We start from the raw sequence: 25,194 nt of genomic DNA on the forward strand, positions 1-25,194 counted from the left end.
CCCGGCAGGCACCTTTGTCCATTCGGCGTGACCCCCACTACGCACCCGCTCCTGCACCTTCCACCCCATGTCAGATGGGTGCTGGACCCAATGGTGGCGGTGGCCGGCGCTGCCGAGACTGGATGAAGGCACCGCAGGGCACGAGGGAGGTGATCACGTGGTCGCGACAGGTCCGCACGCGCCGCTCGCCGGGAGCACGGCTCTCACCCTGGCCGTCACGACGGGTCTGCTCCTTGCCGTGTTCGTGGTCTGCGCCTTCCGGGTCGTCGCCGAAGGCGAGCGGCTGGTGGTGTTCCGCTTCGGCCGGCTCGCCGCCGTCCAGGGCCCCGGCCTGGTCGTCGTGTTGCCGGGCGTCGATCGTGGGGTGCGCGTTTCCCTGGGCACGGACTACGTCGACCTCCTCTGGCTCGAAGCCGTCACGCGTGACGACGTGAAGGTGACCGTCAACGGCGCCGCACTGGCGACCGTGAGTGATCCGGTCTCGTACGTCCGCCACCCGGAGCCGCCGGTCTCGGCCACGGTCGCGGCGGCCGAGGCGGAGATCCGCGGATACGTCGCGGAACGCGACCTGGCGGAGCTGGTGGAACCGTCGGAGGCCGACCGGCGCGAGCTGTCGGCCAGAATCAGCCGCCGCACCCGCGTGTGGGGCGTCGAGGTCACGCTCGTCGAGTTCTCCCGGGTGCAGCTCCGGCTCCAGGCGGACCTGATCCGCTGGGCCGAGGGCTTCGCCGACCGCGCCAGGCGCGTCGGGCGGACATCGTGAACCCGGAAGGCGTGGTGCGCCGCTCGGATGAGGAAGGCACCCGCGACCTGACCCGCCGAACCCTTCCCGGCCGGCTCACCGCGCTCGAGCACGGTCCCGCCGAGATCACCGGAGATATGCCATGACCCGGCCGAGGACGGCCCGTCGCCCCGCCAACCGGAATGGTGCAATGCAAGCACGCGATATCGCCGTCAACGTACCGACCGTGACCGTGACCGACCCCGTGACCAAGGCAGTGCGGGTGATGGTGGTGGGCCGCCTACCCGGGTTGATCGTCGTGGACGGCGGGATGCGCCCCCGGATGGTGCTCTCGGGCACCCAGGTGCTGCGCCTGGCGGTCCCGGGGTCCTACCAGGAGGATCCGGCGCTCGCCCGGACGATCGACGAGACCTACGCCGACCGGTTCTGGCAGGAACTCGGTGACCTCACTGTGGGCGACTGCCTACCGCACCGGCCGGCCAAGCCGGTGACCGTACCGCTCGAGGCGACCTTGCTCGAAGTGGCCGCGCTCATGACCCGGCTGGGCAGCCCCCTCGTCGCGGTCGTCGACGGCAGCGGAGTCCTCGCCGGAGCGATCACCTTGGAGCGCCTGCTCACCAGCCTGGCCATCGCCGCGCCCGGCGACTGAACCGGCCCCAGCGACCCACCGCCGGCACGACCGGACGCGTGCCGCTGAACCACGCCCCCCTGGGCCCCCACCGCCGCAGTGCACACATCGTCCGGAGGTCATCTCATGTACCGCTGTCCCGTCCCTACGCCATCACGGCGTGTCCCGCCACCACCGACCGGCCGGACGACCGGCGGCTCATGCCTCACCCGGGCGAACCCGGCCGCCACCATGTGCGCCGGACCACCGGGGCGTGAGCAGTGAGCGCTGCCATTGCTTTCACGATCTTCATCGTGGCGTTCTTCTTCATCGCCACGGAGAAGGCGAACAAGGTCAAAGTGGTGCTCATCGCCGCCGGTGCGATGGCGGTCCTCGGGCTCATCCCCGGCAAGGAGGTGTTCTTCTCCGAGCACGAGGGCATCGACTGGAACGTCATCTTCCTGCTACTGGGCATGATGATCATCGTCGGGGTCATCAAGCAGACAGGGCTCTTCGACTATCTCGCCATCTGGGCGGCCAAGAAATCGCGGGGGCAGCCGTACCGGCTCATGGTCATGCTGATGATCATCACCGCGATCGCCTCACCGTTCCTCGACAACGTCACCACCATCATGCTGGTCGCGCCGGTCACGGTGATGGTCTGCGACCGGCTGCGCATCCCCGCCCAGCCGTACCTCATCGCCGAGGTCCTCGCCTCGAACATCGGTGGCGCGGCGACGCTCATCGGCGACCCACCCAACATCATCATCGGCAGCCGCGCCGGGCTCACCTTCAACGACTTCCTCGCCCACATGGCACCGGTCGTGATCGTCATCTTCGTGGTGTTCGTGCTGTTCACCAGGGTGCTCTTCCGCAAAGCCTTCCGCTACAACCCCGACCACGTCGCCGCGGTCATGGCGCTGCAAGAGCGGCGGGCCATCACCGACCCGTGGTTGCTCGCCAGGTGCATGGGCGTACTCGCCGGCGTCGTCGCCGGGTTCGGCCTGCACTCCGTGGTGCACGTGGAACCCTCCATCGTCGCCCTCGTGGGCGCCGGCGTGATGCTGCTGGTCTCCCGTGCGGACGTGACAGGCGTCATGCGCGAGGTGGAGTGGACGACTCTGGTCTTCTTCATGGGCCTGTTCGCGATGGTCGCCGGGCTCTCCCATACGGGTGTCATCTCGGCCATAGGCACCCGGGTCGTGGACGCCCTCGGCGACGACCACTTCTTCGCGGCGACCGCGCTGCTGTTCGGCTCGAGCGTGCTGGGCGCCTTCTTCGACAACATCCCCTACGTCACCACGATGGCCCCCATCGTCGAGGGAATGGCCGCGCAGGTGCCCGACCCGCAGACGGAACAGGCCCTGTGGTGGGCCTTCGCCCTGGGCGCCGATCTCGGCGGCAACGGCACCGCCGTGGCGGCCAGCGCCAATGTGGTCGCCATCGGCATCGCGGCCCGCACCGGGCACCCCATCAGCTTCTGGCAGTTCACCAAGTACGGCATCGTGGTCACCGCGTTCAGCACGCTGATCGCGTGGGCCTACGTCTGGCTGCGCTATTTCAGCTGATGCCATGTCGAAGGCTCCGGCGCCGTCTTTCACGTGTGAAGGACGGCGTCGGAGCCGGGACACTTCGGTGAGCGCCGAAGTGTTCGCCGCCTAGCGTCGGCCGCATGACGCTCTCGTGGGACACCGGCCGGCGGACGGCCTGGCGCACCCCCGCCCCGGTCCGGGCGGCGGGAGCCCTCGAGGACACGGTGTGACGCCCGGGGAGATGCTCGCCGTGTTCGCGGCGGGCGTCAGTGCCGGCGCCATCAACGCCGTCGTCGGCTCCGGGACCCTGATCACCTTTCCCGTTCTGCTCGCCGTCGGCCTGTCACCCGTCACCGCCACGGTGTCCAACGCACTCGGGGTGATCCCCGGCTCCATCAGCGGAGCCGTCGGCTACCGAAGGGAACTCGGCGGCCAGGGCGGGCGGATCCTGAAGTTGAGCGCCGGCGCCCTGCTGGGTGGCCTCGCGGGCGCCACGCTCCTGCTGGCCCTGCCCGCCACGGCGTTCGAGGTGATCGTGCCGGCCCTGGTCGGCCTCGCCCTCGTCCTGGTCGTGCTCCAGCCCCTGATCGGCAGAAGCGTGCGGCATCGCCGCGAACCGACCGGCGACTCCCCGCGCCGCGACGGTGGCCCGCTGCTGTTCACCGGCCTGACGCTCGCCAGCGTCTACGGCGGCTACTTCGCCGCCGCGCAGGGAATCATCTACATGTCCCTGATGGGCATGCTCCTTGATGAGCCTCTGCAACGGCTGAATGCCGTCAAGAACGTGCTCGTCGCCGTCGTCAACGCCGTCGCCGCGCTCTTCTTCCTCTTCGTCGCGGACTTCGACTGGACGGCCGTCGTACTCATCGCGGCCGGTTCCGCCCTCGGCGGCCAGATCGGGGCCAAGGTAGGCCGCCGCTTCAGCCCCGCGGTCCTACGAACCCTCATCGTGACGATCGGTACCGCCGCCATCGTCCATCTGCTGCTCCACTGAGGCGAAGCGACTGCTCCACTGAGGCGAGCGGCCGGCATGAGTCCGCCCCGAGGTGCGCATCGCTCACGCTCCCGTCGTGGAGCCGGGCCGGACGATCACCAGGATGATCGACTTCGGGCGGATACGCCGTAAACTGCCGAGAAGACAGGGATCCTGAACACAGGTGGGATGAGGGCCATGGCCGGTCTGAAGCCGGGCGGAACGCAAGCGACACAGCCGGACATGGCGCCGTGCGAGCGCTGACCGCGGGCACCCTCACCGGAACATGGGCGACGGTGCTGCTGCCCATCGGCGAGGACGACCGCATCGACTGGGAGCGGCTGAGCGAACAGGTCCGCGAACTCGTCGCCGCCGGGGTCGACGGCATCTACACCAACGGCTCGAGTGGTGAATTCTGGGCGCAGACCGAGGAGGAGTTCGACCGGCTGTCCACCGTGGTCGCGGACGCCTGCGAGCGCGCGGGGATGAGGTTCCAGATCGGCGCCGCACACTCGAGCCCGCAGACGGCCCTCAGCCGGGTGCGCCGGGCCAGGGACCTGTCGCCGGGCGCGATCCAGGTGATCCTGCCGGACTGGTTCGCACCCAGTGACCAGGAGTCCTTGGCCTTCCTGCGCCGCATGGCCGACGAGGCCGCGCCGGTGCCGCTGGTGCTCTACAACCCACCCCACGCCAAGCGAGTCCTGACCGCCTTGGACCATGCGCGGCTGCTCGACACGGTGCCCGAGATCGTCGGCATCAAGGTCGCCGACGGCGACGGGCCGTGGTACGACGCCATGGCGCCGGTCAGCGAACGTGTCGCGATGTTCGTACCCGGTCACCATCTCGCCACGGGGTACGGCCGCGGCGCGGCGGGCGCGTACTCCAACGTGGCCTGTCTGCACCCGCGGGCGGCCGTGCGGTGGTGGGAACAGATCACGACGGACCATGTGACCGCCGAGGCGCTCGAGGCGCGGTTGCGGACGTTCCTCGATAACGAGGTGCTGCCGCTCCAACGTCAGTACGGCTACTGCAACGCGGCGCTGGACAAGCTCCTGGCGGCGATCGGCGACTGGGCCGCGGTGGGCACCCGGATGCGATGGCCGTACCAGGGTGTGCCGGACACCGACGTACGCAGGCTGCGAGCCGTGGCACAGGACCGGCTGCCCGAGTTCGTCACCTGACCAACGCCTCGCCCGACGTGATGGTCGACTGGACGAGGCGGACGGGTCGCGCCCGTCGATCGGCCATCGGGGTGATGCCGGCGTCGTCCGGCATCACCCACATCCGCACGACTCGCACCCGCGGCGGACAGGTCGGATCGAACCGGTGATCAGCCCTGCTTGATCGCGGAGATCTCGAACTCCAGGACGACCTTGTCGCTGACCAGTACGCCGCCGGTCTCCAGGGCCGCGTTCCAGGTGATGTCGAAGTCCTTGCGGCTGATCGTGACCGATCCCTCGAAGCCGACCCGGGCGTTGCCGAAGGGGTCCTTGGCCTGCCCCTCGAACGTGAACGGCACGGTGACCTGCCGGGTCACGCCCTTGATCGTGAGATCCCCGGTGACGTCGAAGGTGTCCTCGCCCGACTGGCCGACCTTGGTCGAGCGGAAGGTGATCTGCGGGTAGTCGTCCATCTGCAGGAAGTCGTTGCTGCGCAGGTGCGCGTCCCGGTCGGCGTTGCGGGTGTCGATGCTGGCCGCCTGGATCGTCACCTCCACCGAGGACCGGTCCGGGTTCGCGCCGTCGATTTGCGCCGTACCGGTGAAGTCGTTGAACGCGCCCCGCACCTTGGTGACCATCGCGTGCCGGGCGACGAACCCGATCCGGGTGTGCGCGGCGTCGATCGTGTATTCGCCGGTGAGGTGGGCGTAGCCGGTGGTGGTGGCAGTCATCATGACCTCCAGGTAGTTGATGATTCATCTAGACGCTAGCGAGAACGTCGATGACGTGCCAACTATTTCCTAAACTGCATGCATGACCGACCCTCGCTGGCTCGACGAGCGCCAGCAGTGTGCCTGGCGCAGCTACCTGGCCATGCACACCCAGCTCACCGCCAGACTCCACCGGCGGCTACAGGAGGACTCGGGGCTCTCGCTCGCCGACTTCGACGTGCTGGTCCAGCTCACCGATCACCCCGATGGGCGCGTTCGCATACTGCAACTCGCCCGCGCGTTGCAGTGGGAGAAGAGTCGGCTGTCGCACCATCTCACGCGCATGCAGCGGCGCGGGCTCATCACTCGCCAGGAATGCCCCGAGGACGCCCGCGGCGCCTTCGTGGTACTCACCCCGGCCGGCCGTCAGGCCATCGAACAGGCCGCCCCCCAGCATGTCGAGACCGTTCGCGACCTGCTCTTCGACCAGCTCACCGCCGAACAGGTCGACACCCTGCACACCATCGCCGAACGGGTGCTGACCCGCCTGCAAGAGAACACTCCGCCGACCCGTACGACATGACCGCCTTCATCGAGTCGTGGCGTGTCGGGGTCAAGGATCACCCGGGGACCCCGACACGCCACGACTCAACGATGCCGCGGATCCGGTACGGCGTAGCCGGGAATGGACGGCCAGCGGACGGTCATGACCACGGATTCCGCTTCGGCGTACCAGGTGTGATCGACACCGGGGCCCCAGATCACGTAGTCGCCCTGCTCGGTCAGAAGCACGCTCCGGCCGGGCAGCTCCACCCGGAACCGGCCGCTGATCAGCACCAGCAGGGCGGTGCGTTTCTCCCCTGTGGCCCACTCGGCACGCCGGTCGCCGGGCGGATGCACGCCCCATTTGATCTCCAGCTCATCGCTGTGCCGGATATCGCCGACCTGCTTGAAGTGCCCGAGCAGCCAACCGCGATCGCCGGCGGCGTCCACGGCGGCCTTGCCCACGTAAACGTTCTCGACCATCGGCCCGACGCTAGCAGCAGCCGCGGAGGGGGTCGCTAGATCTGATCTGGCGGGCGCCGGGCTCGCTCTCGCGCCTTCGGGGTGACCGCTGAGAGCCACAGGAGGCGCCCGATGATCCAGACAGGAGCCGCGGCGGCCTTGCACGTCGCGGTCATCATCGGCAGCACTCGTGAAGGACGGGTCGGTGATTCCGTAGGCCGCTGGCTGATGGCCCGGATCCGGCGGCGCGCCGAGATCGAGCCGACCACAATCGACCTCGCCGACTTCGAGTTCCCGTTCCACTACCCGTGCGAGCCGACGGAGCAGATGCTGGATCTCACCGCCCGGATCGGCGTGGCGGAGGCCTTCGTCATCGTCACGCCGGTGTACAACCGCAGCTTCCCCGCGTCGCTGAAGCAGGCGATCGATTACGCCTACGACGAATGGCGGGCCAAGCCGGTCGGCATCGTCGCCTACGGCTACCGGTCCGAGGGGTTGTACGCCATGGAGCACCTGCGTACGGTCTTCGGCGAGCTCCACACGGCGATGATGCGCAGCAACGTGAGCATCGACCTCCTGGACGGCGGTTTCGAGGAGACCCACCGGTCACGAGACGCGGAAGGCCTCGGGCTGCAGGTCGAATCGCTGCTCGACCAGCTCACCTGGTGGGGTCTCGCGCTGCGCGACGGTCGCGCCGCGCGTCCGTACGTGTCCTAGACCTTTGACGTGATGGAGACAGATGATGAGCAGAGAGACCTCCGGCCTGGCGATAGAGACGTCGGGGCTGGTGAAGACATTCGGGAAGACGCAGGCCGTCGCCGGTGTCGACCTGACCGTACGCGCGGGGACGGTGTACGGGTTGCTCGGCCCGAACGGCGCGGGGAAGACCACCGTCGTCCGGATGCTGGCGACGCTGCTGCGGCCGGACGCGGGCGAGGCACGGGTCTTCGGTCGTGACGTCGTCCGCGATGCCGACGCGGTCCGCGGCCGGGTCAGCCTGACCGGGCAGTACGCGTCGGTGGACGAGGACCTGACCGGCACCGAGAACCTCGTGCTGCTGGCGCGGCTGCTGGGCCACACCAAACCAGCGGCGCGAGAGCGGGCGGCGGCTCTGCTGGAGGCGTTCGGGCTGACCGATGCGGCCGATCGCCAGATCAAGAAGTACTCCGGCGGGATGCGCCGCCGGATCGACATCGCCGCCAGCATCCTGAACACCCCCGACCTGCTGTTCCTCGACGAGCCCACCACCGGCCTGGACCCGCGCAGCCGCAACCAGGTGTGGGAGATCATCCGGCTGGTCGTCGCGCACGGCACCACCGTGCTGCTGACCACCCAGTACCTCGACGAGGCCGACCGACTCGCCGGCCGGATCGCCGTCATCGACCACGGCAAGGTCATCGCCGAGGGCACCCCCGGCGAGCTGAAGTCCTCGGTCGGCGCCGGTTCGGTGCACGTACGGCTCCGCGACGCGGAGCGGCGGGCCGAGGCCGAACAGGTCCTCACCCGGACACTCGGACGGGCGCTCGCGGCACCCGTGCAGCTCGAGGCCGACCCGGTCGCCCTCACCGCCCGCGTGTCAGGCGACGAGACCGACCGCGCTGCGGCCGAGCAGGCCTCACACGCGCTCGCCGAACTCGCCCGCCACGGCATCACCGTCGACGATTTCTCCCTCGGCCAGCCCAGCCTCGACGAGGTCTTCCTCGCCCTCACCGACCGGACCACTGACCCGCACACCGCCGCCGAGACCCTCGAGCCGGCCGCCACCGACAAGGAGACCGTGGCATGAGCACCGCCACCACGACCACAGAGGCCCCGGCCGCCGCCGCCTACACACCGTCGGCGGAGAGCCTCGGCGCCGTCCTGGCGCTCGGGGAGCGGCCACCGCGCCCCTCCGCGTTCTCGGCGTCGCTGACCTTCGGCTGGCGGGCCATGCTCAAGATCAAGCATGTCCCCGAGCAGCTGTTCGACGTCACCGCCTTCCCCATCATCATGACGTTGATGTTCACGTTCCTGTTCGGTGGCGCGCTCGCCGGGTCGGTCAGTGAGTACGTGCAGTTCCTGCTGCCGGGAATCATGGTCATGAGCGTGGTCATGACGACCATGTACACCGGCCTCGCCGTCAACACCGACATCGAGAAGGGCGTCTTCGACCGCTTCCGCACCCTGCCGATCTGGCGGCCCGCCCCCATGGTCGGCTACCTGCTCGGCGACGCCTTCCGCTACACCATGGCCGCGACGACCATCCTGATCGTCGGACTGATCCTCGGCTTCCGTCCGGACGGCGGGCCCATCGGAGTCCTCACCGGCATGGCGCTGCTCGTGGCCTTCTCGTTCGCCTTCTCGTGGGTGTGGACGATGTTCGGCCTGCTGCTCCGCAGTGACAAGTCGGTGATGGGCGTCAGCATGATGGTGCTGTTCCCCCTCACCTTCCTGAGCAACATCCTCGTCCAGCCCGACACCATGCCCGGCTGGCTCCAGGCGTTCGTCGACGTCAACCCCATCACCCACCTCGTCGCCGCCGTACGCGGTCAGATGGCCGGGGACCCCGACACGACGGCGCTCGTCTGGGTGGTGGCGTCGGGTGCGGCGCTCATCGCGATCTTCGGGACGCTCACGATGCGCCTGTACAACCGCAAGTGAACCCGCGCCACCGCGAGTGAGCCGGTACGGCAGCGATGAGCGGAGCGGGACCGTCCCTCCGCAACGAGACCACCTGGCGGCTCAGAGCCGCCAGGTGGTCTCGCCGTCCGGCCGGTAACCGCACGTCGCCCCGGTCGAGACCGTGGCGCGCAGGTGCGCGGCGAGTTCGGGGTGATGCCGGTCGAGCTTGCGCAGCGTGTCGCGAATCCGCGCGGTGACCGTCTTGCGGGCGCGCTCGGCCTCGTCACCGAGCCGGCGGGTGCGCCCGGCCAGCCCCGCGGCGGCGCGCAGTTCCTGCAGCAGCGCCTCGCGCTCCCGGTCGTACTCCGCCGCCCGCCGGTCATCGCCGAGCTCGACGGCCCGGTCGATCTCCTCGTCCAGCCGGGTGAGGCGGCGGCGGTACTGCGCCTTGGCTTCGTCGTCGAGCATGGCGTCGCCCCCCATGCGCCGGGCCGCGACCACGATCGCACCGCCTTCGGGGCTGAGCAGCTGGACGGCCGGAACGTCCATGCCCGGCCGCCCGAGCAGGAAATGCAGATCGCGCAGACCCTTGGCGTCGGGCATATGGACCGTGCGGCCACCGAACCCGAGCGACCAGACCTGCCCGTCGAACCGGAACTCATCGAATACGGACTCGCCTGCCCCGGACTCGCCGCCCCCGAACCCACCGGGGCGATCGCCGTCCGCGGTGACGGGGTCGATACCGGCACGCGCCCCCCGTACCCGTTCGGCGATGTGCCGCATGCCGATCTCGGCCGCCTCGCGCTCGACCTCGTCCAGCAGCCCGGCGGCCGCGGCCACGTCGGCGGCGGAGCCACGGCCGATCAGTGCCTCGGCAAGGCGGCTTCGGGCCTCGATCGACCAGGGCCGGGCCTGGAGCCGGTCGGCCGACCGGTAGGCGGCGGTGAATCCGTCGATCGCGTCGTCCCAGCGCTCCTGGGCGGCGTCGACGAGCGCCGTCCACAGGTCCATCGGACCGCTGATGTCGCATCCGAACACCGACAGGGCCCATTGCCCCGCGTACGGGGCGAGGTCCGCGCGGGCGCGTTCGCAGAGTTCGGGTCTGCGTGACGCGGCCGCGACCTGTGCCTGGAACCTCAGCCACAGCGGCATGCTGTAGGAGGGGTAGGGCTCGTCGGCGTCCGCCCGCTCCTCGTAGTGCCGAAGCGCGACGTCGAGGTTCCCCGTGTGAACGGCCGTGATGCCCTTCAGCAGGTGCGGGTAGGGCAGCCCGTTATCGCCGAGTGACCGGTGCAGCGCCTCCAGCTCGTCGAAGCGGCCCTGCTGGAGCCAGAGCGCCCAGCGCAGATGGTTCGTCATCTCCGAGAACATGTCGTGTTCGACCCGGCACAGCACCACCGCCTCGTCGAGCAGGGCCTCCGCGTCGGCGAAGCGGCCCAGCAGGGAGGTGATGATGCTCTGGTCGATGGCCGCGGCCAGCTTGAAGCGCGGGAGGACGTCGCGTTCGGCCAGGGCCACGAACGCGTGGAACTGGTCGAGGTAACGGGGGTCGCCCTGCTCCAGCAGCGCCACCCACCGCAGTGACATGGCGTGGTGCTCCATGTCGTGGTCGGAACTCCGGCGGGCGAGCTCGGCCATCTCATCGGTGAGCTGCTCCCGCTCCGCGGCGGTGCCGGGCCCCCAGATGATGTCATGGCGGCTCCACAGGCTGAACGCCAGCGCCTCGTCGTCGCCCGCGCTCCGCGCGAGGCCCGCCGCGTGGACGGCGAGCTCCTGCGCGACACGGTCGATCGGCAGCCGGTGGTCGGGTGTCGCGCCCCCGAGTACGAGTTCGCTGTGCGCCCTGCGCAGGAGGCCGGTTCGCACGAGGTCCCGGTCGGCCCCGAGGTGCTGGTACCCATACAGGACCAGCGCCACCCGCGTCAGCGCGTCGGGGTCGCCGGACTCGCCGGCCAGGGAGACGGCATCCTCGAAGGCCGCCCAGGCTCCCTCGCGATCGCCGCTGTGATGCAGCTCATGGCCGAGGTTGAGTGTGATCACGACCCGTTTACGAGGTTCCACGGCGTCGGCGCGATCGAGTGCCCGCCGGTAGTGCCCGATGGCCTCCTCGAAGGCGAGCCGGCGGCCGGCGTCGTGCGCCGCGGCCTCCAGGTGGACCACCGCACGGGCGGGGTCGAGGTCGGCACCGGCGAGATGGGCATGGCGGGCGATCTCGGCCGGCAGGACGTTCTCGGCGAGGGCCGACGAGCGGTCGAGGGCGCGGACGACGGCGGCGTGATATCGGCGCGCCTCGGCCTCGTCGAGTGAGTCGTAGAGCGTTTCGCGAACCAGATCATGCGCGAAGCCGAACCGCCCGGCTCCGAGCGTCACCACGAGCCGGGCGGCCACGGCCTGATCGAGCAGCCGGTCCACCTGCGGTACGGGTGCCGAGGCGCCGGCCGCGAGCACCTGGCGATGGAACTCGCGGCCGAGCACGGCCGCGACGGTCAACAGCCGGGCCACCGGTACCGGCAGTAGTGACAGCCGCCGCTGTACGGCGTCGCGCACACCCGGCGCGATCGCGGTGACCGAACCTCCGCTGCGCCAGAGCCGGGCCGTCTGCTCGACGAAGAACGGGTTGCCACCGGTGCGGCGGTGCACCTCGGTGACGAGGTCCGCATCGGGTTCGTCCCCGGCCGTACGGAGCATCAGCGCGCCGACCTCGTCGCGGTCGAGGCCGGTCAGCGTCACCGTCGTCGCCTTCGCCACCAGTGACAGCATCAGCGGCCGCAGTGGATGCTCGGCCAACTCGACCTCGACATCGCGGTAGGTGCCCACCAGGAGCAGCCGCTCGAACCAGGTGTGCCGGGCCGCGAACTCCAGCAGCCGCACCGACGCGGCGTCCGCCCAGTGCAGGTCGTCGAGCACGACCACGACCGGCCGGCTCTGCGAGACCGACACCAGCGCGCTCGTCACCGCGTCGTACAGCTGGAACGCCTCGACCGCCTCGGCGTTCGACGACTCTCCGAGCATCACGGCCAGGCCGCCGCCCGCGGCCGACTCGGCCGCCGCCCACTCTTCGGGGGTGGCGCCGCGGCGCAGGCCTCTGATCACCTGCACCCACGGCCAGTAGCCGGGCGCGCTCTCGGAGTCCCAGCACGAACCGCTGACGACCAGGGCGCCGAGCCGCCGGGCCTCGTCCACCGCACCGGTCACGAGCGTGGTCTTGCCGATCCCCGCCTCACCCGTGACGAGAACCAGGCCACCGTGGCTGTCGGCCACCCGGGCGATCTCGGCGCGCAGCACGCCGGCGGGATGGTCACGCCCGATGAGCGCGGGTGTCATTTCCGGCCTGCCGCCTCTCCGTGGGTGGACGTGGCAGTGCGAAGTCGACGCGCTCCCCTGGCTGAAGCCCGGGGACTCTCGCCCGTGCCGCTCGGGTTCATGCGGCATCTCGATGGCTTCTTCGTCCGCGCACACCCGAACGCCCGCGACCGTGCAATGCGCTGACCAGGCGTCGGATCCAACCGGAAGGAGTAACGAAGCCACACCATCCCACCTTAAGGATGGACTACGACAGAACGGCGATACCAGAACCGGCAGGCACCGTGCCGACTCGGGCGCTATCAGGTCTTTCGGTCCGGTCGGATACCGTATACCGTCTCAGGTCGGTCGTTGGTTCCTGTGGAGGTGACCGGCTTGAGCACAGCGGGCCTGCATTTTCTGGATAAATCCCGAATCGTGGCTCCGCCCACGTGGAGCCGCTGGTTGATCCCCCCGGCCGCGTTGTCAGTCCACCTGGCGATCGGTCAGGCCTACGCGTGGAGCGTGTTCAAACCCCCGCTCGAATCCTCGCTGGACCTGTCGGGAACCGCGAGCGCGTTGCCGTTCCAGATCGCCATCGTGATGCTCGGGCTGTCCGCCGCCTTCGGCGGCACCACGGTCGAACGCAAGGGCCCGCGCTGGGCCATGTTCGTCTCTATGACGTGCTTCTCCTCGGGATTCCTGCTCGCCTCGCTCGGCATGTTCCTCGAGCAGTACTGGCTCGTCGTGTTCGGGTACGGCTTCGTCGGCGGAATCGGGCTCGGCATCGGTTACATCTCCCCGGTGTCGACCCTGATCAAATGGTTCCCCGACCGGCCCGGCATGGCGACCGGCATCGCCATCATGGGATTCGGCGGAGGCGCGCTCATCGCCTCGCCGTGGTCGGCACAGATGCTCGAGTCCTTCGGAACCGACACCGGCGGTGTCGCGCAGACCTTCCTCGTGCACGGTGTGGTCTACGCCGTCTTCATGTCGTTCGGCGTCCTGCTCGTACGTGTTCCCGCGCCCGACTGGCGCCCCGCCGGGTGGACCCCGGCGGACGTCGCCGCCCGGCCGCTGGTCACCACGGCCAACGTCTCGGCGAACAGCGCGATCCGCACGCCCCAGTTCTGGTGCCTGTGGGTGGTGCTGTGCATGAACGTGACCGCGGGCATCGGGATCCTGGAGAAGGCCGCCCCGATGATCACGAGCTTCTTCGCCGACACCTCGACCCCGGTCGCCGCGAGCGCGGCCGCGGGGTTCGTCGCGCTGCTGTCGCTGTGCAACATGCTGGGACGGATCACCTGGTCGTCCACGTCGGACATCATCGGCCGCAAGAACATCTACCGCGTCTACCTCGGCTTCGGCGCTCTGCTGTACCTCACCATCGCGCTGAGCAAGGACGCCTCGAAGCCGCTGTTCATCGTCTGCGCGATGCTGATCCTGTCGTTCTACGGCGGCGGGTTCGCCACGATCCCCGCCTACCTGAAGGACCTGTTCGGAACCTTCCAGGTCGGTGCCATCCACGGTCGGCTGCTGACCGCGTGGTCGTTGGCGGGCGTGCTTGGACCGCTGATCATCAACGGGGTGGCCGACGCGCAGGAGGAGGCCGGGAAGACCGGTCCCGCCCTGTACACCCTGTCGATGTACATCATGATCTGTTTGCTGGCGATCGGATTCATCGCGAACGAACTCGTACGCCCGGTGAACTCGAAGTACCACGAGCCTCCGGAGTCGGTGCGAGAGCAAGAGACGGTGCAGCCGACGACGTCGGCCGCCGGGAAGGGAGACGGACAGTGACCAAAGAGCAGGAGCGGGCCGACCACATTCCACTGAAGGTGGTCGCCTGGCTGTGGGTCGGCCTCCCCTTCGCCTACGGCGGGTACGAACTCATCCGCAAGGTGACGCAGCTGTTCACCGGCTGAGCACAGCTCGTCACGAATCGGGGTTCCCGGGCAGGCGACCGGCCCGGGTCTGGAGCGAGCAGCGGATCAATGGGTGTGCCCGGTGACCTCGGGCGGGGCCACCGGGCACACCTGTCTCGCGGTCTTTTATGAACTGGGAGCGCGGCCTCGTGCCCGCAGCTTCTGCAGGTGCTCGGAGGCGACCGCCACGAGGATCAGCACACCCGTGAGGATCTGGAGCCAGAACGGGTCGATGCCGAGTAGCGTGCCGCCGTTGTCGAGCGTGCCGACGATGAGGGCTCCGACGAGCGCGCCGAGGGCGGTGCCGCGGGCACCGAAGAGACTGGCGCCGCCGATCACGCAGGCCGCGATGGCCTGAAGCTCGTATCCGGTGCCGGCGGTCGGCACGCCGTTGCCGAGCCGGGACGCGAGCAACAGCCCGGCGAGGGCCGCGAGCAGCCCGCTCAGCGTGTAGGCGCTGATCTGCACGGCGCGGACCGGAACGCCGGTCAGCCGCGCCGACTCGGCGTTGGAGCCGACCGCGTACAGATAACGACCCCACACCGTACGGCGTAGGAAGAACGCGACGGCGACCGTGACGATCAGCATCACCCAGGTCAGGTTGGCGATCCCGAACACCGATCCGCCGGCGAGCCGGGAGAAGCCCTCAGGCAGCGGCTGTACGGTGCGGCCGTCGGTGATCAGGAGGGTCGCGCCGCGCGCGATCCCCATCATCCCGAGGGTCACGATGAACGGCGGCAACCGTACGACGGCGACGAGCACGCCGTTGATCAGCCCGGCGAGTGCGCCGACGGCCAGCGCGAGCAGCACCGCCCACACGATCGGCAGCCCACCGGTGGTCTCGAACACCGCCTTGGCCGCGACGACTCCGGCGATGCCCACCACCGATCCGACCGACAGGTCGATGCCCGCGGTGATGATCACCAGGAGCTGTGCCGCGCCGAGGATGGCGTAGATGGAGACCTGGCGGCCGAGGTTGTCGAGGTTGGTACCGGTGAGGAAGGTGTCGGTGGTCAGGCTCAGCGTGAACGCGAGCACCAGCAGGACGGGGATCCCGCCGAGTCCCCTGCTGAAGATCTGTCCGAGCCCGAGGATCTCGTCGGCACCGGGCTCGGGACGCGGATCGCGGCCGCGGCGCTTGCTCGGCGGTGCGGTGGTGACTTCGGTCATCGGTGCTCCACGGGGTTCACTTCTTCCGGCACGGACGCGGCGCCGCCGCTGGGGCTGGCCAGGCGGAGCACCTCCTCTTCGGTCGCCTCGGCGGCGGTGAGCTCGGCGACGAGGCGTCTTTCCTTGACCACGACCACGCGGTCGCACAGGCCCAGCAGCTCGGGCAGGTAGGACGAGACCACGACGATCGCGAGACCGGCCGCTGCCAGGTCGGCGACGATGCGGTAGATGTCGGCCTTCGCGCCGACGTCCACGCCCTTGGTGGGCTCGTCGAGCAGCAGGACCTTGGCGTCGAGCGCCCGCCAGCGGGCGATCAGCACCTTCTGCTGGTTGCCGCCGGACAGCGACGACACCGGGTCGGACCACTCCCCGAAGCGCAGCCGCAACCCGTCCGCCGCGGCCTCCACGTGCCGCCGCAACCGGGTGCGGTTCACGAGGCCACGGGAGCCCGCCGTCCGCCAGCCGGCGATCGCGATGTTCTCCTCGATGCTCAGCTCGGGCAGCAGCCCCGACTCCTTGCGGTCCTCGGTCAGCAGCCCGATGCCGCGGCGTGCGGCCGCCCGGGTCGACCCGGGCGGAACGGGCCGCCCGTCCACGAGCACCTCTCCGCCGCCGACCGGATCGGCGCCGAACACCGCCCGCAGCAGTTCACTGCGGCCCGAGCCCAGCAACCCGGCGAGACCGACGATCTCACCGGCCCGTACGGACAGGTCGGCGGGTTCCGGGAAGCCCGGCGGGCGCAGGCCGCGGACCTCCAGGCGCGGCTCCCCCGGGTCGCTGCGCTGCCCCGGATAGAGATTGGAGATCTCCCGGCCGACCATCGCCGCGATGAGGGAGTCCTCGTCGAACTCGGCCACCGGGCTGGTGAGCACGTGGGCGCCGTCGCGCAGCACCGTGACCGTGTCTCCGATGGCGAAGATCTCCTCCAGCCGGTGGGTCACGTACAGGACGGCGACGCCGTCCGACCGCAGGGTGGAGATCCGGGCGAGCAGCGCCTCGGCCTCCTCCGCGGACAGGGCCGTGGTGGGCTCGTCGAAGACGACGACCTTGGCGTCGTTGGCGAGGACCCGGGCGATCTCGACGAGTTGCCGGGTCGCGGTGGGCAGCGCGGCCACGGGCAGGTCCAGATCCAGGCCGGCGAGGCCCACCCGGTCCAGCATCGCCGCCGCCGCCTTTCGCTGGCGACGCCGGTCCACGACCCCGGCACGCGACGGGAACGCACCCATGCACAGGTTGTCGGCCACCGTGAGCTGCGGCAGCAGGCTGAGCTCCTGGTAGACGACGCCGACCCCGAAGCCACGGGATTCGGCGGGGGTGACGTTGCGGCGTACCTGATCGCCGTCGATCTCGTAGTCACCGCTGTCACGCGACACGGCGCCGGTGAGGACCTTGATCAGCGTCGACTTGCCCGCGCCGTTCTCACCGGCGAGGCAGTGCACGGACCCCGGATGGAGATCCAGGTCGACGCCGTCGAGCGCGCGCACCGCGCCGTACCTCTTGCTGATCTTGCGGAGGGTCAGTACCGGCGGGACCTCCGGCGCGTCGGTGCCCGGAGCCGCCGTCTGGGACGTCGGCACGGGCTCAGCCCTTCGTCTTCGGCGGGTCGAGGAGCTGGGCGAACTCGGGCCTGTCGACCATCGACTTGTCGATGACCACTGCGCCCGGGTCCAGGTTCACCGGCGGAGCGCTGCCACGGACCGCCATCACCGCCTCGGCCACCCCCTGGTAGCCGAAGAAGAACGGGTTCTGCACGATGATCGCGCTGAGCGTGCCGGTGCGGACGCCCTCGACCTCGGCGGGGTCGGAGTCGAAGGCGACGGCGACGACCCGCGACGCCGCGTTCTTCTCCTGGATCGCGCGCGCCGCCCCGGTGCCGGAGGTGTTGTTGTCGGCGAAGATCCCCACGACGTCGGGCCGGCTGCTCAGCACGTCGCCGACCTGGCCGACGGCCTTGTTGAGGTCGTTGTCGTTGACGAGCGTCTGGACGACCTCGGCATCCGGGCAGTCCTTGGCGAGCCCCTCCTTGAAGCCGGTGAAGCGGTCGACCAGAACCTGCTGACCCGAGACCGAGCTCTCGTGGACGATCTTTCCGTCCCCCTGGTCCTTGTCCTTGATCAGCTTGCACATGCGCTCGCCGGCCTGCTGGCCCGCCTTGATGTTGTCGGTGCCGATGAATCCCTCGGTCTGCGTGGTGATCGCGTTGTCCACGGTGACGACTTTGATGCCCGCCGTCCTGGCACGCTGTACGACCCCGTTGAGCGCGCTGGAGGAGTTGGCGGCCAGGACGATGGCGTCCGCACCTCGTGAGATGGAGTTCTCGACGAGCTTCACCTGCCCGTCGATGTCGGTCTCGGACGTCGGGCCGAACAGGCCCAGCTGGACGCCGAAGTCACCGCCCGCCTTCTTGGACCCGGCGAGCATCGACTGCCAGAACTCCGAGTCGGTCGCCTTCGTGATCACGTCGACCTTGACCCCGGCGGAGCGTGTGGCACCGGAGCCGGAATCACTGTCGCCGCCGAACGCGGCCTTGCCGGTGGTGAGCCCCGCGGCCACCGCCACGACGGCGATGACGGCGGCGACCCCGGGTGAGACATAACGGATTCGGGCCATGGGGGTTCCTCGGAAGCGGTGAGTGCGGCTCGGTCAAAAGCGTGAACGCAACTGTTGTCCTGTAATTACAGGATGTCAAGAGGTTGATCCACGATCCGGGCCGCTTCCGGGCAGACGCGTACAGGGAAAGGCGCCCGAGACGATTCCGGGGAGACGCGATCCGGGGAGACGCGATCCGGGGAGACGCGATCCGGGGAGAAGAATGCGGGGAGACGCGGCCGGCCTCAGCCCGTCACCGGGCCGCGGCGCACCGGATGCAGGTCCTCGCGGCGGGGCGGGCGGTCAGGCGTTCGGGGGCGATCGGGTCGCCACAGCGTTCGCAGGTGCCGTACGTACCGGCGCGAAGCGCCTCGAGAGCCGAGTCGAGGTCGGTGAGGTGCTCATGGGCCCGGCTGAGCAGGCCATCGATCTGGGACCGTTCGAAGGCGAGCGTCGCACCCTCAGGATCGTGCTCGTCGTCGACGCCGATGTCGGCAGACGACTCGACGAGCCCGTCCCAGTCGCGGGTCAGCGCGGCGATCTGCCGGAGGGTGCTCACGCGCTCGGCGGTGAGCAGCTCTTCCAGCGCGGAGGCGTCCGGAACTCGCTTGGCCATCACCGTTGCAAACCTCTGAGCGCTCCCCCGAATTCCGGGCTGCGCACCCCGGCGCCCCTGATGTAGGTTCCGACCATGAGACGACATTGATCCTCACCTGAGTCAAGGCTCGCGCGCAGGCTCTACGCCTACGCGTTCTCGGCGGATCTCGTTCTGCTGTATTCGGACTCGGCGCTCTGGACGAGTATCTTCCCCTGCTCGCGGAATCGACCGGCGTCGCCCCGTCGGTGAATCCTCTGCTCGTACTGTTGGTGATCGTTGGCATGACGGTGGGCGGCTGGCTCGCGGGGCGCGGCACGCGGTGGGCCGCCCCCGTGCTCGCCCTCGGCGCCGGCTGCCTGGCCGCCGGGGCGGCCGTCGGACACCCCGCGGGGATGGCGGGTGTCGCCGTGGCCTTCGGGATCTTCGAGTGGGCGGGCATCTCGGCGGACGCCCGGCTGCAGGAACGCATCACCGATGGCGCCCGGGCCACGATCACCTCGATCTCGGGCCTCGGCGTCGAGGTGGTAGCGGTGCTGGTCTTCGCGGCCTACGCGCTGGGATCGAACTGGGCCGGGCCCGGCCTTCTCTTCACCCTGGCCGCCGTGCCCTATCTGGTCGTCGCCCTAGGCCTGTGGAGGGCGTAATGAGACCGCCGCGCCCCGGCGCGGAGCCGGTCAGTTCGCCCGCTTGCGGGCCAGGCGGCGGCGGCGCGCGGTCGACGCCGCGCGGGCCCCGAAGGTCCCACCGACGCCGCTGAGCATGGCGAGGAGCAGTGCGATCGCCAACGGCAGCGTGACCTCGGCCCAGAGGAAGGACACCTTCACGCTCACCGTGTTCTGCACCATGAACGCGATCAGCGCGCCGAGCAGGATCGCCGCGCAGACGCCGAGCCGGACCACGGCCATCCGGGCGTGCGATATCCGCCGTGCGGCGGCGAAGGTCTGCACGTCGCGCTCCGTCGGCGCCTGGTCCGGGTTGTTCCGGGTTCGTTGGAACAGGAACATGCATCGCCCTTCGACGGGCCGGCCTGGCAGGCATCTCGGGGGAAGGATGTCGCTACCGGCTTCACCTGACCTTACGCCCGCGCGCCGTCGCTCACCAGGCTTCGAGGGACTACGGCGACGGACTACAGCGGTTCGGTGATCCAGTGCCAGCCACGGTCATCGCGGTCGGCGCGTACGAGTTGCGCTCCGCTGGAGTCCGCCAGTTCGGCCACCGCCCGGAGCAGCTGACGGTGGAAATCGGCCGGCGGGTGCACGCCGGCGGAACCGTCGACCAGCGTCACGCTGACCTTCGCCTCATCGTGCAGCTGCGCCGTCACCCGGCCGCCTCCGTCAAGGCATACGATCACGATCGCATCGGCTCGGATCATGTCCCGGCCGTTGGACGCCGCGATCCAGACCTGGGGCACGCTTCCGCTCATGGGTGTCCTCTCCGGGGCCGGACGAGAATCGCCCGCGCTCTCTTCAAGCGTCCCATGGCGGCCGACCGCCCCGGCCACCGCGCGAACCGCCGCGCGAACCGCCGTGTGAACCACGATGCGAACCGCCGCGCGAACCACTGGGCGCCGCCCGGCGACGAGGAGTTCGCGTCCTGAACCGGTGCCCGGCTACTCGCCGTGCCACCACTTCACCAGTGAGTTCCAGGGCCCTCGCGGCGCGTCGCTCGCCGCCACGTGCGTCGCGCGCGCGGTCGCCCGCACCAGCGGGGCCACCGGTACGGCGGGGCCGGTGGACTCCCGGCCGTCCACGGCGCCGGCCGTACCGGCGGACGGAACAAGCGCGCCCTCGGGCACCGAGACCGCGGGAAAGCTGACGGGCAGCCCGGTGAGGGCCCGGTGGAAGGGCCCCGGCCGCCACACCAGCCGGTCCGCGGGAACGGCCAGCTCCATGTCGGGCAGCGCGTCGAGCAGCTGCTCGATGGCCACGGTGGCGATGAGACGCGCCTGGCCCTGCGCGGGACAGATGTGCGGGCCCGCGCTCCAGGCAAGGTGCGCCCGGTTGCCCACCCGCTGGTCCGAGGCGAGCGACGGATCGGTGTTGGCACCGGCCAGGCTGATGACCACGGGCTGGTTCCTGGGCAGCAGCACGCCCGCGAAGTCAACGTCCCGCACGGGATAGGTGATGGCGAAGTTGGCCAGCGGCGGATCCGTCCACAGGACCTCGTCGAGCGCGTCCTCGACCGGCAGGCTGCCGCCGGACAGGTCACCGGCGAACCGATCGTCGGAGAGCAACAGGCGCAGCCCGTTCGCGATCAGGTTCTGCTCGGGCTCGGTACCGGCGCCCTGCAGGGTCACCACCTGGTGCATGACCTCCTCATCGGTCAACCGCACCGGATGCGCCATCAGCCACGAGGTCATGTCCGCCCCGGGCTCCCTGCGCTTGAGGGCGACCAGATCGCGCACGGCCTGCCGGAGCACCTGGTTGGCCTTCTTGGCGTCGACGGTGTCGAAGATGCCGCTCATGCCCTCGACCAGCCGGTCGCCGATGTCCGGCGGGCAGCCGAAGAGCTCGTTGAACACCATCAGCGGCAGCGCCCTGGCGTACTCGGTGACCAGGTCGGCCGCCCCGCGCCCGCGAAAGCCGCTGATCAGCGTGTCGGCAGTGCGCTCGACATGGCCGCGCAGCGCGTTCAGGTCGATCCGCGCCAGGCTGTCGGTGACCGCCGCCCGCAGCCGGGCGTGCACTTCGCCATCGGTGTTACGGCAGTTCGGCCGGTACATCATCATCGGCAGCACCGGGCAGTCGGCGGGCACTCCCTTCTGCCACTCGCGGGCGTCCTTGACGAACGTGGCGGGGTCACGCAGCACCTGCAGCGCGGCGTCGTACCCGACGACGAGCGTCGCGGGGACGCCGGGGGCCAGCTCGACCGGCGCGAGCGGTCCCCACCGGCGCAGGTACGAGTAGACCCGGCCGGGGTCGGCGGCGAACTCCGGGCCGTACAGCGGGACGCGGCCGGGGTGGGCCGCCCGCTCGGCGTGCGCCGGGCAGCCCGGCGGCGGTACGGGGCTGGGATCCGCGGAAGGGGTCACGCGCGCTCCTGATCGTCGCCGGCGAGGAGATGTCGGACGAGCGCGATCAGCGCCCGGGTCGAGGACGCCGGCTCGCGGGCGTCACAGTGGACGAGGGGCGTCTCCGGAAGCAGGTCGAGCGCTTCACGCAGCTCGGCGTCGGGGAAGGTCGGCGCCCCGTCGAACCGGTTGATCGCGACGGCGTAGCGGAGGTCTTTCTCCTCGAGCATGGTCATCACGTCGAAGGACTGCTCGAGGCGGCGGGTGTCGGCGAGCACCAGCGCGCCGAGGGCGCCGAGGGCGAGGTCGTGCCACAGCTGGGTGAAACGCCGCTGGCCGGGGGCGCCGAACAGGTACAGCACCAGATCCTCGCTGAGGGTCATGCGGCCGAAGTCCATCGCGACGGTCGTGGTCACCTTGTCCGGGACCCCCGCCAGATCGTCGACGAGGGCACCGGCCTGCGTCATCCGCTCCTCGGTGTGCAGCGGGCGGATCTCCGACAGCGTGCCGACGAAGGTGGTCTTGCCGACGGCGAAGTGACCCACGACCAGGATCTTCACCGCGGTACGGACCGTGTCGCGGACGTAGATGTCGTCAGAGACGAGCACGGAGTCCATTGAGTACCTCCTGCAGGACCCGGTGGTCGGGGGCGTCGACTCCGGGCACGCCCGCGCGAGTCGTGATGTGCCCGCTGTCCACGAGGTCGGAGAGCAGGACCTTGGTGACGCTGACGGGCAGCTTCAGATGGCCGGCGATCTCGGCGACCGACAGCGCGCCTCCACCGCACAGTTCCATGACCCGGTGCTTCTCCGGGCTCAGGTCGCTCAGGTCGTCGTCGTAGGCGACGATCATCAGCGTCACGAGGTCGAAGATGTTGCGGGTGGGATGAGCGCGTCCGCCGGTGACCACATGAGGCCGTACCAATGCCCTCTCGTGCCGGCGGCGGGTCATATCCGCCGGTCCAGACCTCGTCGTGGCGGGCTGGCCAGTTCCTTGCCCAGACGCTGGACCAGTTCCTGCAACCGGAAGGACACCGCCTCCATGTTCACCTTCTCGGTGGCCGAGACCGCCAGGTAGGCGCCCGGCCCGGCGGCGACGAGGAAGACGTAGCCGCCGTCGAACTCGGTGACGGTCTGCCGCCATCGGGTGTTCGGGTCGCCGCAGAAGCCGGCGGTGCCGCGGGCGAGCGACTGCAGCCCGGACATCCCGGCGGCGTGGCGTTCGGCCTCGTCTCGGCTGATCCGTTCGGAGTGGGCGATGAGCAGCCCGTCGGCGGACAGCAGGACCGCGTGTCGCGTCTCCGGCATCCTCAGCGCGTCGTCGAGCATCCACCCGAGCTTGTTGGTCATGGCCTCGGTCATGCCTGGGGGTTCCCTTCGGAGTCGGGTGCGGCGGTGGCCCGGCCGGATCGGGTGCCCCGCTGCCAGGCGCCCATGCTCGCAGCGATGTCCCGTGCCGACCGGCCCTCGGAGTCGGCGGGCGGTGCGGAGCCCTCCGTGCGCCCGGTGCGTTGCGTGTGCTCCGGGCCTTCGACGTGGCCTTCGCGTTCCGTGTGCTCAGCAGGCGCACTGTGCCGCTCAGCGCGCTCGGTGCGCTCCTGGCGCCGGGTGCTCAGGGTGCGCTGCGTCTGCTCGGTGCGATCGGGGTGGTCGGTGCGATCGGGGTGGTCGGTGCGATCCGAGGGCTCCGCCGCGGAGCGACCTGCCGTCTCCGGCGGCTCCGGGCGGGCGGACCGGCTCCGGCCGCCGGGCTTCGCCCGCTGTCGCTTCGGCAGACCGCTCGCCGTCACCGGCCGCGCTTCGCCCGGCTGTGCCGTCGCGGTCGGCTCGGCGGCCCGCGCCGCCTCGGGCGGCTCGGGCGTCCCGGACACCTCGCGGCTCGCCGCCATGGCCGGGGCGGTCCGCACGGGTACGGTCAACGCCAGGTCCTCGACGGCCGTGAGCAGCGCCATGGGCAGGAACACCACGGCGCGCACTCCCCCGTACGGGGAATGGGTGTCGACGGACACGCTGAACCCGTACCGGGCGGCGAGCACGCCCACGACACCGAACCCGACCTGGGGAGGGTCGCCGAGCCGGTTGATGTCCGCGGCCTCCCGGCCGGACAGGAGCCGGGAGGCCCTCTCCAGTTCCTCGGGGGTCATGCCGACCCCCGCATCGTCGATCAGAATGGCGATGCCGTTGTGGGTCCGCTGGAAGTCGACCTGGACCAGGCTGTTGGGCTGAGAGTGCCGCGCGGCGTTGTCCAGCAACTCGGCGACGGTGAGGACGACGGGTTCGACCACCCGGCTGACGACGGCGACGTTCGCCTGCGACCGCACCGAGTTGACCTGGACGCGCAGATAGTCGCGGATGCGGGAGGTCGCGCCGCGCACCACGTCCGGGAGCGCCGAGGCCGACCGCTGCTGCCCCGGCCACGACCCGCACAGGACCGCCGTGGCCTGCGCCCGCCGGCCGAGCTGTGCGTTCATGTGGTCGATCTTCAGCAGGTCCTCGAGCACGTACGGATCGTCATGCCTTTCCTGCATGTTCGAGATCGCCAGTTGCTGCTCGTTGGCCAGGCTCTGGACCGAGCGCATCGCCGCCTTGAGCGTCGCCTTGGCCGAATGGTCCGCACGGGTCTTCGCCTGTTCGACGGATTCGGCGAAGAGGTTGAGGGTCGTCTGCACACTCTGGTCGTACGGAGTTCCGGCGAGCCGGACGTGCAGGAGGCCGGGAACCTCGACCGGACGGTCATAGATGAACTCGACGAGCGCGGGCAGCCGGGTGACGGCGAGATGCCGCAGTTCCTCGTCCCGGACCCGCTCACCGCCTTCGAGCGCGGCCACCCGCCGGCGCATGCGGGTGGCGATGCGCCACTGGCGTACCAGCAGAACTCCCATGACGATCGAGCAGACCGCCAGGCACCAGAACGCCACCGCCATGTATGTGCTCCATATCCTCGCGGGCAGGGGACAGGGGGAAGGGATGATCGCTGTCGGGCAGCGTGCGGCGCCAGGCGGCGGACCGGTCGAGATCTCGGTGTCGGTGCGGCGTTCCCCACCGACGGGACCGGCTCAGGAGTGCGTCCCGGTGGTCATGTCGGCAACGCTCGTACGACATCGCCGACCGCCGCCATGAGCGACGAGCCGATCACGGCCGAAGGTGTTCGGTGAGGGCCAAACATCGAAACTCCGGGTGCGGCATTAGTACAGAGTGCGGGTAAAGGAGTAAAGGATAACAGCCACGTAACTTCCGGACGCCAGGCTCGGGGTACACCGGCGAGCCCGCCGTCGCGCGGCCGAGGCCGGC

27 protein-coding genes are annotated in these 25,194 nt (G+C 70.0%); 12 read left to right on the forward strand and 15 right to left on the reverse strand.

The window, feature by feature from the left end:
- The first annotated feature begins 157 nt into the window (after positions 1-157).
- The 5 genes from HKK74_RS29030 (at position 158) to HKK74_RS29050 (ending at position 5,035) form a co-directional block, all read left to right on the forward strand.
- Positions 158-763, forward strand: coding sequence for an SPFH domain-containing protein (locus HKK74_RS29030; protein WP_187246561.1), 606 nt, complete (start codon positions 158-160; stop codon positions 761-763).
- A 169-nt stretch (positions 764-932) separates the two neighbouring features.
- Positions 933-1,391 carry a CBS domain-containing protein gene (locus HKK74_RS29035; RefSeq protein WP_187246562.1) on the forward strand — a complete coding sequence of 153 codons (459 nt, stop codon included), beginning with the start codon at positions 933-935 and terminating at the stop codon, positions 1,389-1,391.
- Positions 1,392-1,630: 239 nt separating this feature from the next.
- Positions 1,631-2,917: an ArsB/NhaD family transporter gene (locus HKK74_RS29040; RefSeq protein WP_187246563.1), complete on the forward strand. Its 1,287-nt coding sequence runs from the start codon at positions 1,631-1,633 to the stop codon at positions 2,915-2,917.
- A gap of 190 nt (positions 2,918-3,107) precedes the next feature.
- Positions 3,108-3,875, forward strand: coding sequence for a sulfite exporter TauE/SafE family protein (locus tag HKK74_RS29045; protein ID WP_187246564.1), 768 nt, complete (start codon positions 3,108-3,110; stop codon positions 3,873-3,875).
- Between the two features lie 230 nt (positions 3,876-4,105).
- A complete protein-coding gene (locus HKK74_RS29050; RefSeq protein ID WP_187246565.1) occupies positions 4,106-5,035 on the forward strand; it encodes a dihydrodipicolinate synthase family protein in 930 nt (309 codons plus the stop codon).
- Positions 5,036-5,184: 149 nt separating this feature from the next.
- On the opposite strand, the gene HKK74_RS29055 is transcribed toward HKK74_RS29050, so the two are convergent.
- On the reverse strand, positions 5,185-5,745 hold the full coding sequence (locus tag HKK74_RS29055; RefSeq protein WP_187246617.1) for a YceI family protein: 561 nt from the start codon (positions 5,743-5,745) through the stop codon (positions 5,185-5,187).
- An 82-nt stretch (positions 5,746-5,827) separates the two neighbouring features.
- Between HKK74_RS29055 and HKK74_RS29060 the strand changes: the two genes are divergently transcribed.
- Positions 5,828-6,307 (forward strand): MarR family winged helix-turn-helix transcriptional regulator, encoded by a 480-nt coding sequence (locus HKK74_RS29060; protein ID WP_187246566.1) that lies wholly within the window; start codon positions 5,828-5,830, stop codon positions 6,305-6,307.
- A gap of 65 nt (positions 6,308-6,372) precedes the next feature.
- On the opposite strand, the gene HKK74_RS29065 is transcribed toward HKK74_RS29060, so the two are convergent.
- Positions 6,373-6,750, reverse strand: a complete 378-nt coding sequence (locus HKK74_RS29065; protein ID WP_187246567.1) for a signal peptidase I — start codon at positions 6,748-6,750, stop codon at positions 6,373-6,375.
- Positions 6,751-6,861: 111 nt separating this feature from the next.
- Here HKK74_RS29065 and HKK74_RS29070 point away from each other — a divergent pair, with 111 nt between their 5' ends.
- From HKK74_RS29070 to HKK74_RS29080, 3 genes are read left to right on the forward strand one after another with little or no spacing between them, the layout of a single operon-like run.
- Entirely contained in the window at positions 6,862-7,446 is a 585-nt protein-coding gene (locus HKK74_RS29070) for an NADPH-dependent FMN reductase (protein WP_187246568.1), read from the forward strand.
- 25 nt (positions 7,447-7,471) lie between these two features.
- Positions 7,472-8,515, forward strand: coding sequence for an efflux ABC transporter ATPase subunit, DrrA-related (locus HKK74_RS29075; RefSeq protein ID WP_187246569.1), 1,044 nt, complete (start codon positions 7,472-7,474; stop codon positions 8,513-8,515).
- Positions 8,512-9,369 carry an ABC transporter permease gene (locus HKK74_RS29080; RefSeq protein WP_187246570.1) on the forward strand — a complete coding sequence of 286 codons (858 nt, stop codon included), beginning with the start codon at positions 8,512-8,514 and terminating at the stop codon, positions 9,367-9,369. The genes HKK74_RS29075 and HKK74_RS29080 overlap by 4 nt, the downstream gene beginning before the upstream one ends.
- A gap of 81 nt (positions 9,370-9,450) precedes the next feature.
- Here HKK74_RS29080 and HKK74_RS29085 read toward each other — a convergent pair whose 3' ends face one another.
- Together HKK74_RS29085 and HKK74_RS40335 are read right to left on the reverse strand one after the other, a co-directional pair.
- Entirely contained in the window at positions 9,451-12,654 is a 3,204-nt protein-coding gene (locus tag HKK74_RS29085) for an ATP-binding protein (RefSeq protein ID WP_187246571.1), read from the reverse strand.
- Entirely contained in the window at positions 12,651-12,863 is a 213-nt protein-coding gene (locus tag HKK74_RS40335) for a helix-turn-helix domain-containing protein (protein ID WP_246492095.1), read from the reverse strand. The genes HKK74_RS29085 and HKK74_RS40335 overlap by 4 nt, the downstream gene beginning before the upstream one ends.
- A gap of 214 nt (positions 12,864-13,077) precedes the next feature.
- Between HKK74_RS40335 and HKK74_RS29095 the strand changes: the two genes are divergently transcribed.
- Entirely contained in the window at positions 13,078-14,412 is a 1,335-nt protein-coding gene (locus HKK74_RS29095) for an OFA family MFS transporter (protein ID WP_246492096.1), read from the forward strand.
- Positions 14,409-14,537 carry an MFS transporter small subunit gene (locus HKK74_RS41065; protein WP_281398070.1) on the forward strand — a complete coding sequence of 43 codons (129 nt, stop codon included), beginning with the start codon at positions 14,409-14,411 and terminating at the stop codon, positions 14,535-14,537. Before HKK74_RS29095 ends, HKK74_RS41065 begins: the two co-directional genes overlap by 4 nt.
- Positions 14,538-14,663: 126 nt before the next feature.
- On the opposite strand, the gene HKK74_RS29100 is transcribed toward HKK74_RS41065, so the two are convergent.
- The 4 genes from HKK74_RS29100 to HKK74_RS29115 all read right to left on the reverse strand — a co-directional run bounded on the left by HKK74_RS29100 (position 14,664) and on the right by HKK74_RS29115 (position 18,912).
- Complete coding sequence (locus HKK74_RS29100) at positions 14,664-15,707, reverse strand: ABC transporter permease (protein ID WP_187246572.1); 1,044 nt, start codon at positions 15,705-15,707, stop codon at positions 14,664-14,666.
- On the reverse strand, positions 15,704-17,284 hold the full coding sequence (locus HKK74_RS29105) for a sugar ABC transporter ATP-binding protein (RefSeq protein ID WP_187246573.1): 1,581 nt from the start codon (positions 17,282-17,284) through the stop codon (positions 15,704-15,706). The genes HKK74_RS29100 and HKK74_RS29105 overlap by 4 nt, the downstream gene beginning before the upstream one ends.
- Before the next feature lie 4 nt (positions 17,285-17,288).
- A complete protein-coding gene (locus HKK74_RS29110; protein WP_187246574.1) occupies positions 17,289-18,317 on the reverse strand; it encodes an ABC transporter substrate-binding protein in 1,029 nt (342 codons plus the stop codon).
- Positions 18,318-18,549: 232 nt separating this feature from the next.
- The gene (locus HKK74_RS29115; RefSeq protein WP_187246575.1) at positions 18,550-18,912 is read right to left on the reverse strand and encodes a TraR/DksA family transcriptional regulator; all 363 of its coding nucleotides are present in this window, start codon (positions 18,910-18,912) and stop codon (positions 18,550-18,552) included.
- A gap of 248 nt (positions 18,913-19,160) precedes the next feature.
- Between HKK74_RS29115 and HKK74_RS29120 the strand changes: the two genes are divergently transcribed.
- Positions 19,161-19,538 (forward strand): hypothetical protein, encoded by a 378-nt coding sequence (locus HKK74_RS29120; RefSeq protein WP_187246576.1) that lies wholly within the window; start codon positions 19,161-19,163, stop codon positions 19,536-19,538.
- Between the two features lie 30 nt (positions 19,539-19,568).
- Here the strand turns inward: HKK74_RS29120 and HKK74_RS29125 are convergent, their stop codons facing one another.
- From HKK74_RS29125 to HKK74_RS29155, 7 genes are all read right to left on the reverse strand, one after another.
- A complete protein-coding gene (locus HKK74_RS29125) occupies positions 19,569-19,898 on the reverse strand; it encodes a lipopolysaccharide assembly protein LapA domain-containing protein (RefSeq protein ID WP_187246577.1) in 330 nt (109 codons plus the stop codon).
- Between the two features lie 122 nt (positions 19,899-20,020).
- On the reverse strand, positions 20,021-20,317 hold the full coding sequence (locus tag HKK74_RS29130; RefSeq protein WP_187246578.1) for a hypothetical protein: 297 nt from the start codon (positions 20,315-20,317) through the stop codon (positions 20,021-20,023).
- Between the two features lie 186 nt (positions 20,318-20,503).
- Positions 20,504-21,925, reverse strand: coding sequence for a cytochrome P450 (locus HKK74_RS29135; protein WP_222722865.1), 1,422 nt, complete (start codon positions 21,923-21,925; stop codon positions 20,504-20,506).
- Positions 21,922-22,521, reverse strand: a complete 600-nt coding sequence (locus HKK74_RS29140; RefSeq protein WP_187246579.1) for a GTP-binding protein — start codon at positions 22,519-22,521, stop codon at positions 21,922-21,924. Before HKK74_RS29140 ends, HKK74_RS29135 begins: the two co-directional genes overlap by 4 nt.
- Positions 22,499-22,855, reverse strand: a complete 357-nt coding sequence (locus tag HKK74_RS29145; RefSeq protein WP_187246580.1) for a DUF742 domain-containing protein — start codon at positions 22,853-22,855, stop codon at positions 22,499-22,501. The genes HKK74_RS29140 and HKK74_RS29145 overlap by 23 nt, the downstream gene beginning before the upstream one ends.
- Complete coding sequence (locus HKK74_RS29150) at positions 22,852-23,265, reverse strand: roadblock/LC7 domain-containing protein (RefSeq protein ID WP_187246581.1); 414 nt, start codon at positions 23,263-23,265, stop codon at positions 22,852-22,854. Before HKK74_RS29150 ends, HKK74_RS29145 begins: the two co-directional genes overlap by 4 nt.
- Positions 23,262-24,827 (reverse strand): ATP-binding protein, encoded by a 1,566-nt coding sequence (locus HKK74_RS29155; protein ID WP_187246582.1) that lies wholly within the window; start codon positions 24,825-24,827, stop codon positions 23,262-23,264. Before HKK74_RS29155 ends, HKK74_RS29150 begins: the two co-directional genes overlap by 4 nt.
- Between the last annotated feature and the right edge of the window lie 367 nt (positions 24,828-25,194).

It is taken from the genome of Actinomadura alba, assembly GCF_014323705.1.
GTDB classification, from domain to species: Bacteria; Actinomycetota; Actinomycetes; order Streptosporangiales; family Streptosporangiaceae; genus Actinomadura_C; species Actinomadura_C alba.

Bases quoted from the DNA above. Each gene is read 5' to 3' on its own strand.
- HKK74_RS29035 (WP_187246562.1), top strand. From the start codon at position 933: ATGCAAGCACGCGATATCGCCGTCAACGTACCGACCGTGACCGTGACC.
- HKK74_RS29055 (WP_187246617.1), bottom strand. From the start codon at position 5,745: ATGACTGCCACCACCACCGGCTACGCCCACCTCACCGGCGAATACACG.
- HKK74_RS29060 (WP_187246566.1), top strand. From the start codon at position 5,828: ATGACCGACCCTCGCTGGCTCGACGAGCGCCAGCAGTGTGCCTGGCGC.
- HKK74_RS29065 (WP_187246567.1), bottom strand. From the start codon at position 6,750: ATGGTCGAGAACGTTTACGTGGGCAAGGCCGCCGTGGACGCCGCCGGC.
- HKK74_RS29070 (WP_187246568.1), top strand. From the start codon at position 6,862: ATGATCCAGACAGGAGCCGCGGCGGCCTTGCACGTCGCGGTCATCATC.
- HKK74_RS29075 (WP_187246569.1), top strand. From the start codon at position 7,472: ATGAGCAGAGAGACCTCCGGCCTGGCGATAGAGACGTCGGGGCTGGTG.
- HKK74_RS29080 (WP_187246570.1), top strand. From the start codon at position 8,512: ATGAGCACCGCCACCACGACCACAGAGGCCCCGGCCGCCGCCGCCTAC.
- HKK74_RS29085 (WP_187246571.1), bottom strand. From the start codon at position 12,654: ATGACACCCGCGCTCATCGGGCGTGACCATCCCGCCGGCGTGCTGCGC.
- HKK74_RS40335 (WP_246492095.1), bottom strand. From the start codon at position 12,863: ATGGTGTGGCTTCGTTACTCCTTCCGGTTGGATCCGACGCCTGGTCAG.
- HKK74_RS29100 (WP_187246572.1), bottom strand. From the start codon at position 15,707: ATGACCGAAGTCACCACCGCACCGCCGAGCAAGCGCCGCGGCCGCGAT.
- HKK74_RS29110 (WP_187246574.1), bottom strand. From the start codon at position 18,317: ATGGCCCGAATCCGTTATGTCTCACCCGGGGTCGCCGCCGTCATCGCC.
- HKK74_RS29115 (WP_187246575.1), bottom strand. From the start codon at position 18,912: ATGGCCAAGCGAGTTCCGGACGCCTCCGCGCTGGAAGAGCTGCTCACC.
- HKK74_RS29125 (WP_187246577.1), bottom strand. From the start codon at position 19,898: ATGTTCCTGTTCCAACGAACCCGGAACAACCCGGACCAGGCGCCGACG.
- HKK74_RS29130 (WP_187246578.1), bottom strand. From the start codon at position 20,317: ATGAGCGGAAGCGTGCCCCAGGTCTGGATCGCGGCGTCCAACGGCCGG.
- HKK74_RS29140 (WP_187246579.1), bottom strand. From the start codon at position 22,521: ATGGACTCCGTGCTCGTCTCTGACGACATCTACGTCCGCGACACGGTC.
- HKK74_RS29145 (WP_187246580.1), bottom strand. From the start codon at position 22,855: ATGACCCGCCGCCGGCACGAGAGGGCATTGGTACGGCCTCATGTGGTC.
- HKK74_RS29150 (WP_187246581.1), bottom strand. From the start codon at position 23,265: ATGACCGAGGCCATGACCAACAAGCTCGGGTGGATGCTCGACGACGCG.
- HKK74_RS29155 (WP_187246582.1), bottom strand. From the start codon at position 24,827: ATGGCGGTGGCGTTCTGGTGCCTGGCGGTCTGCTCGATCGTCATGGGA.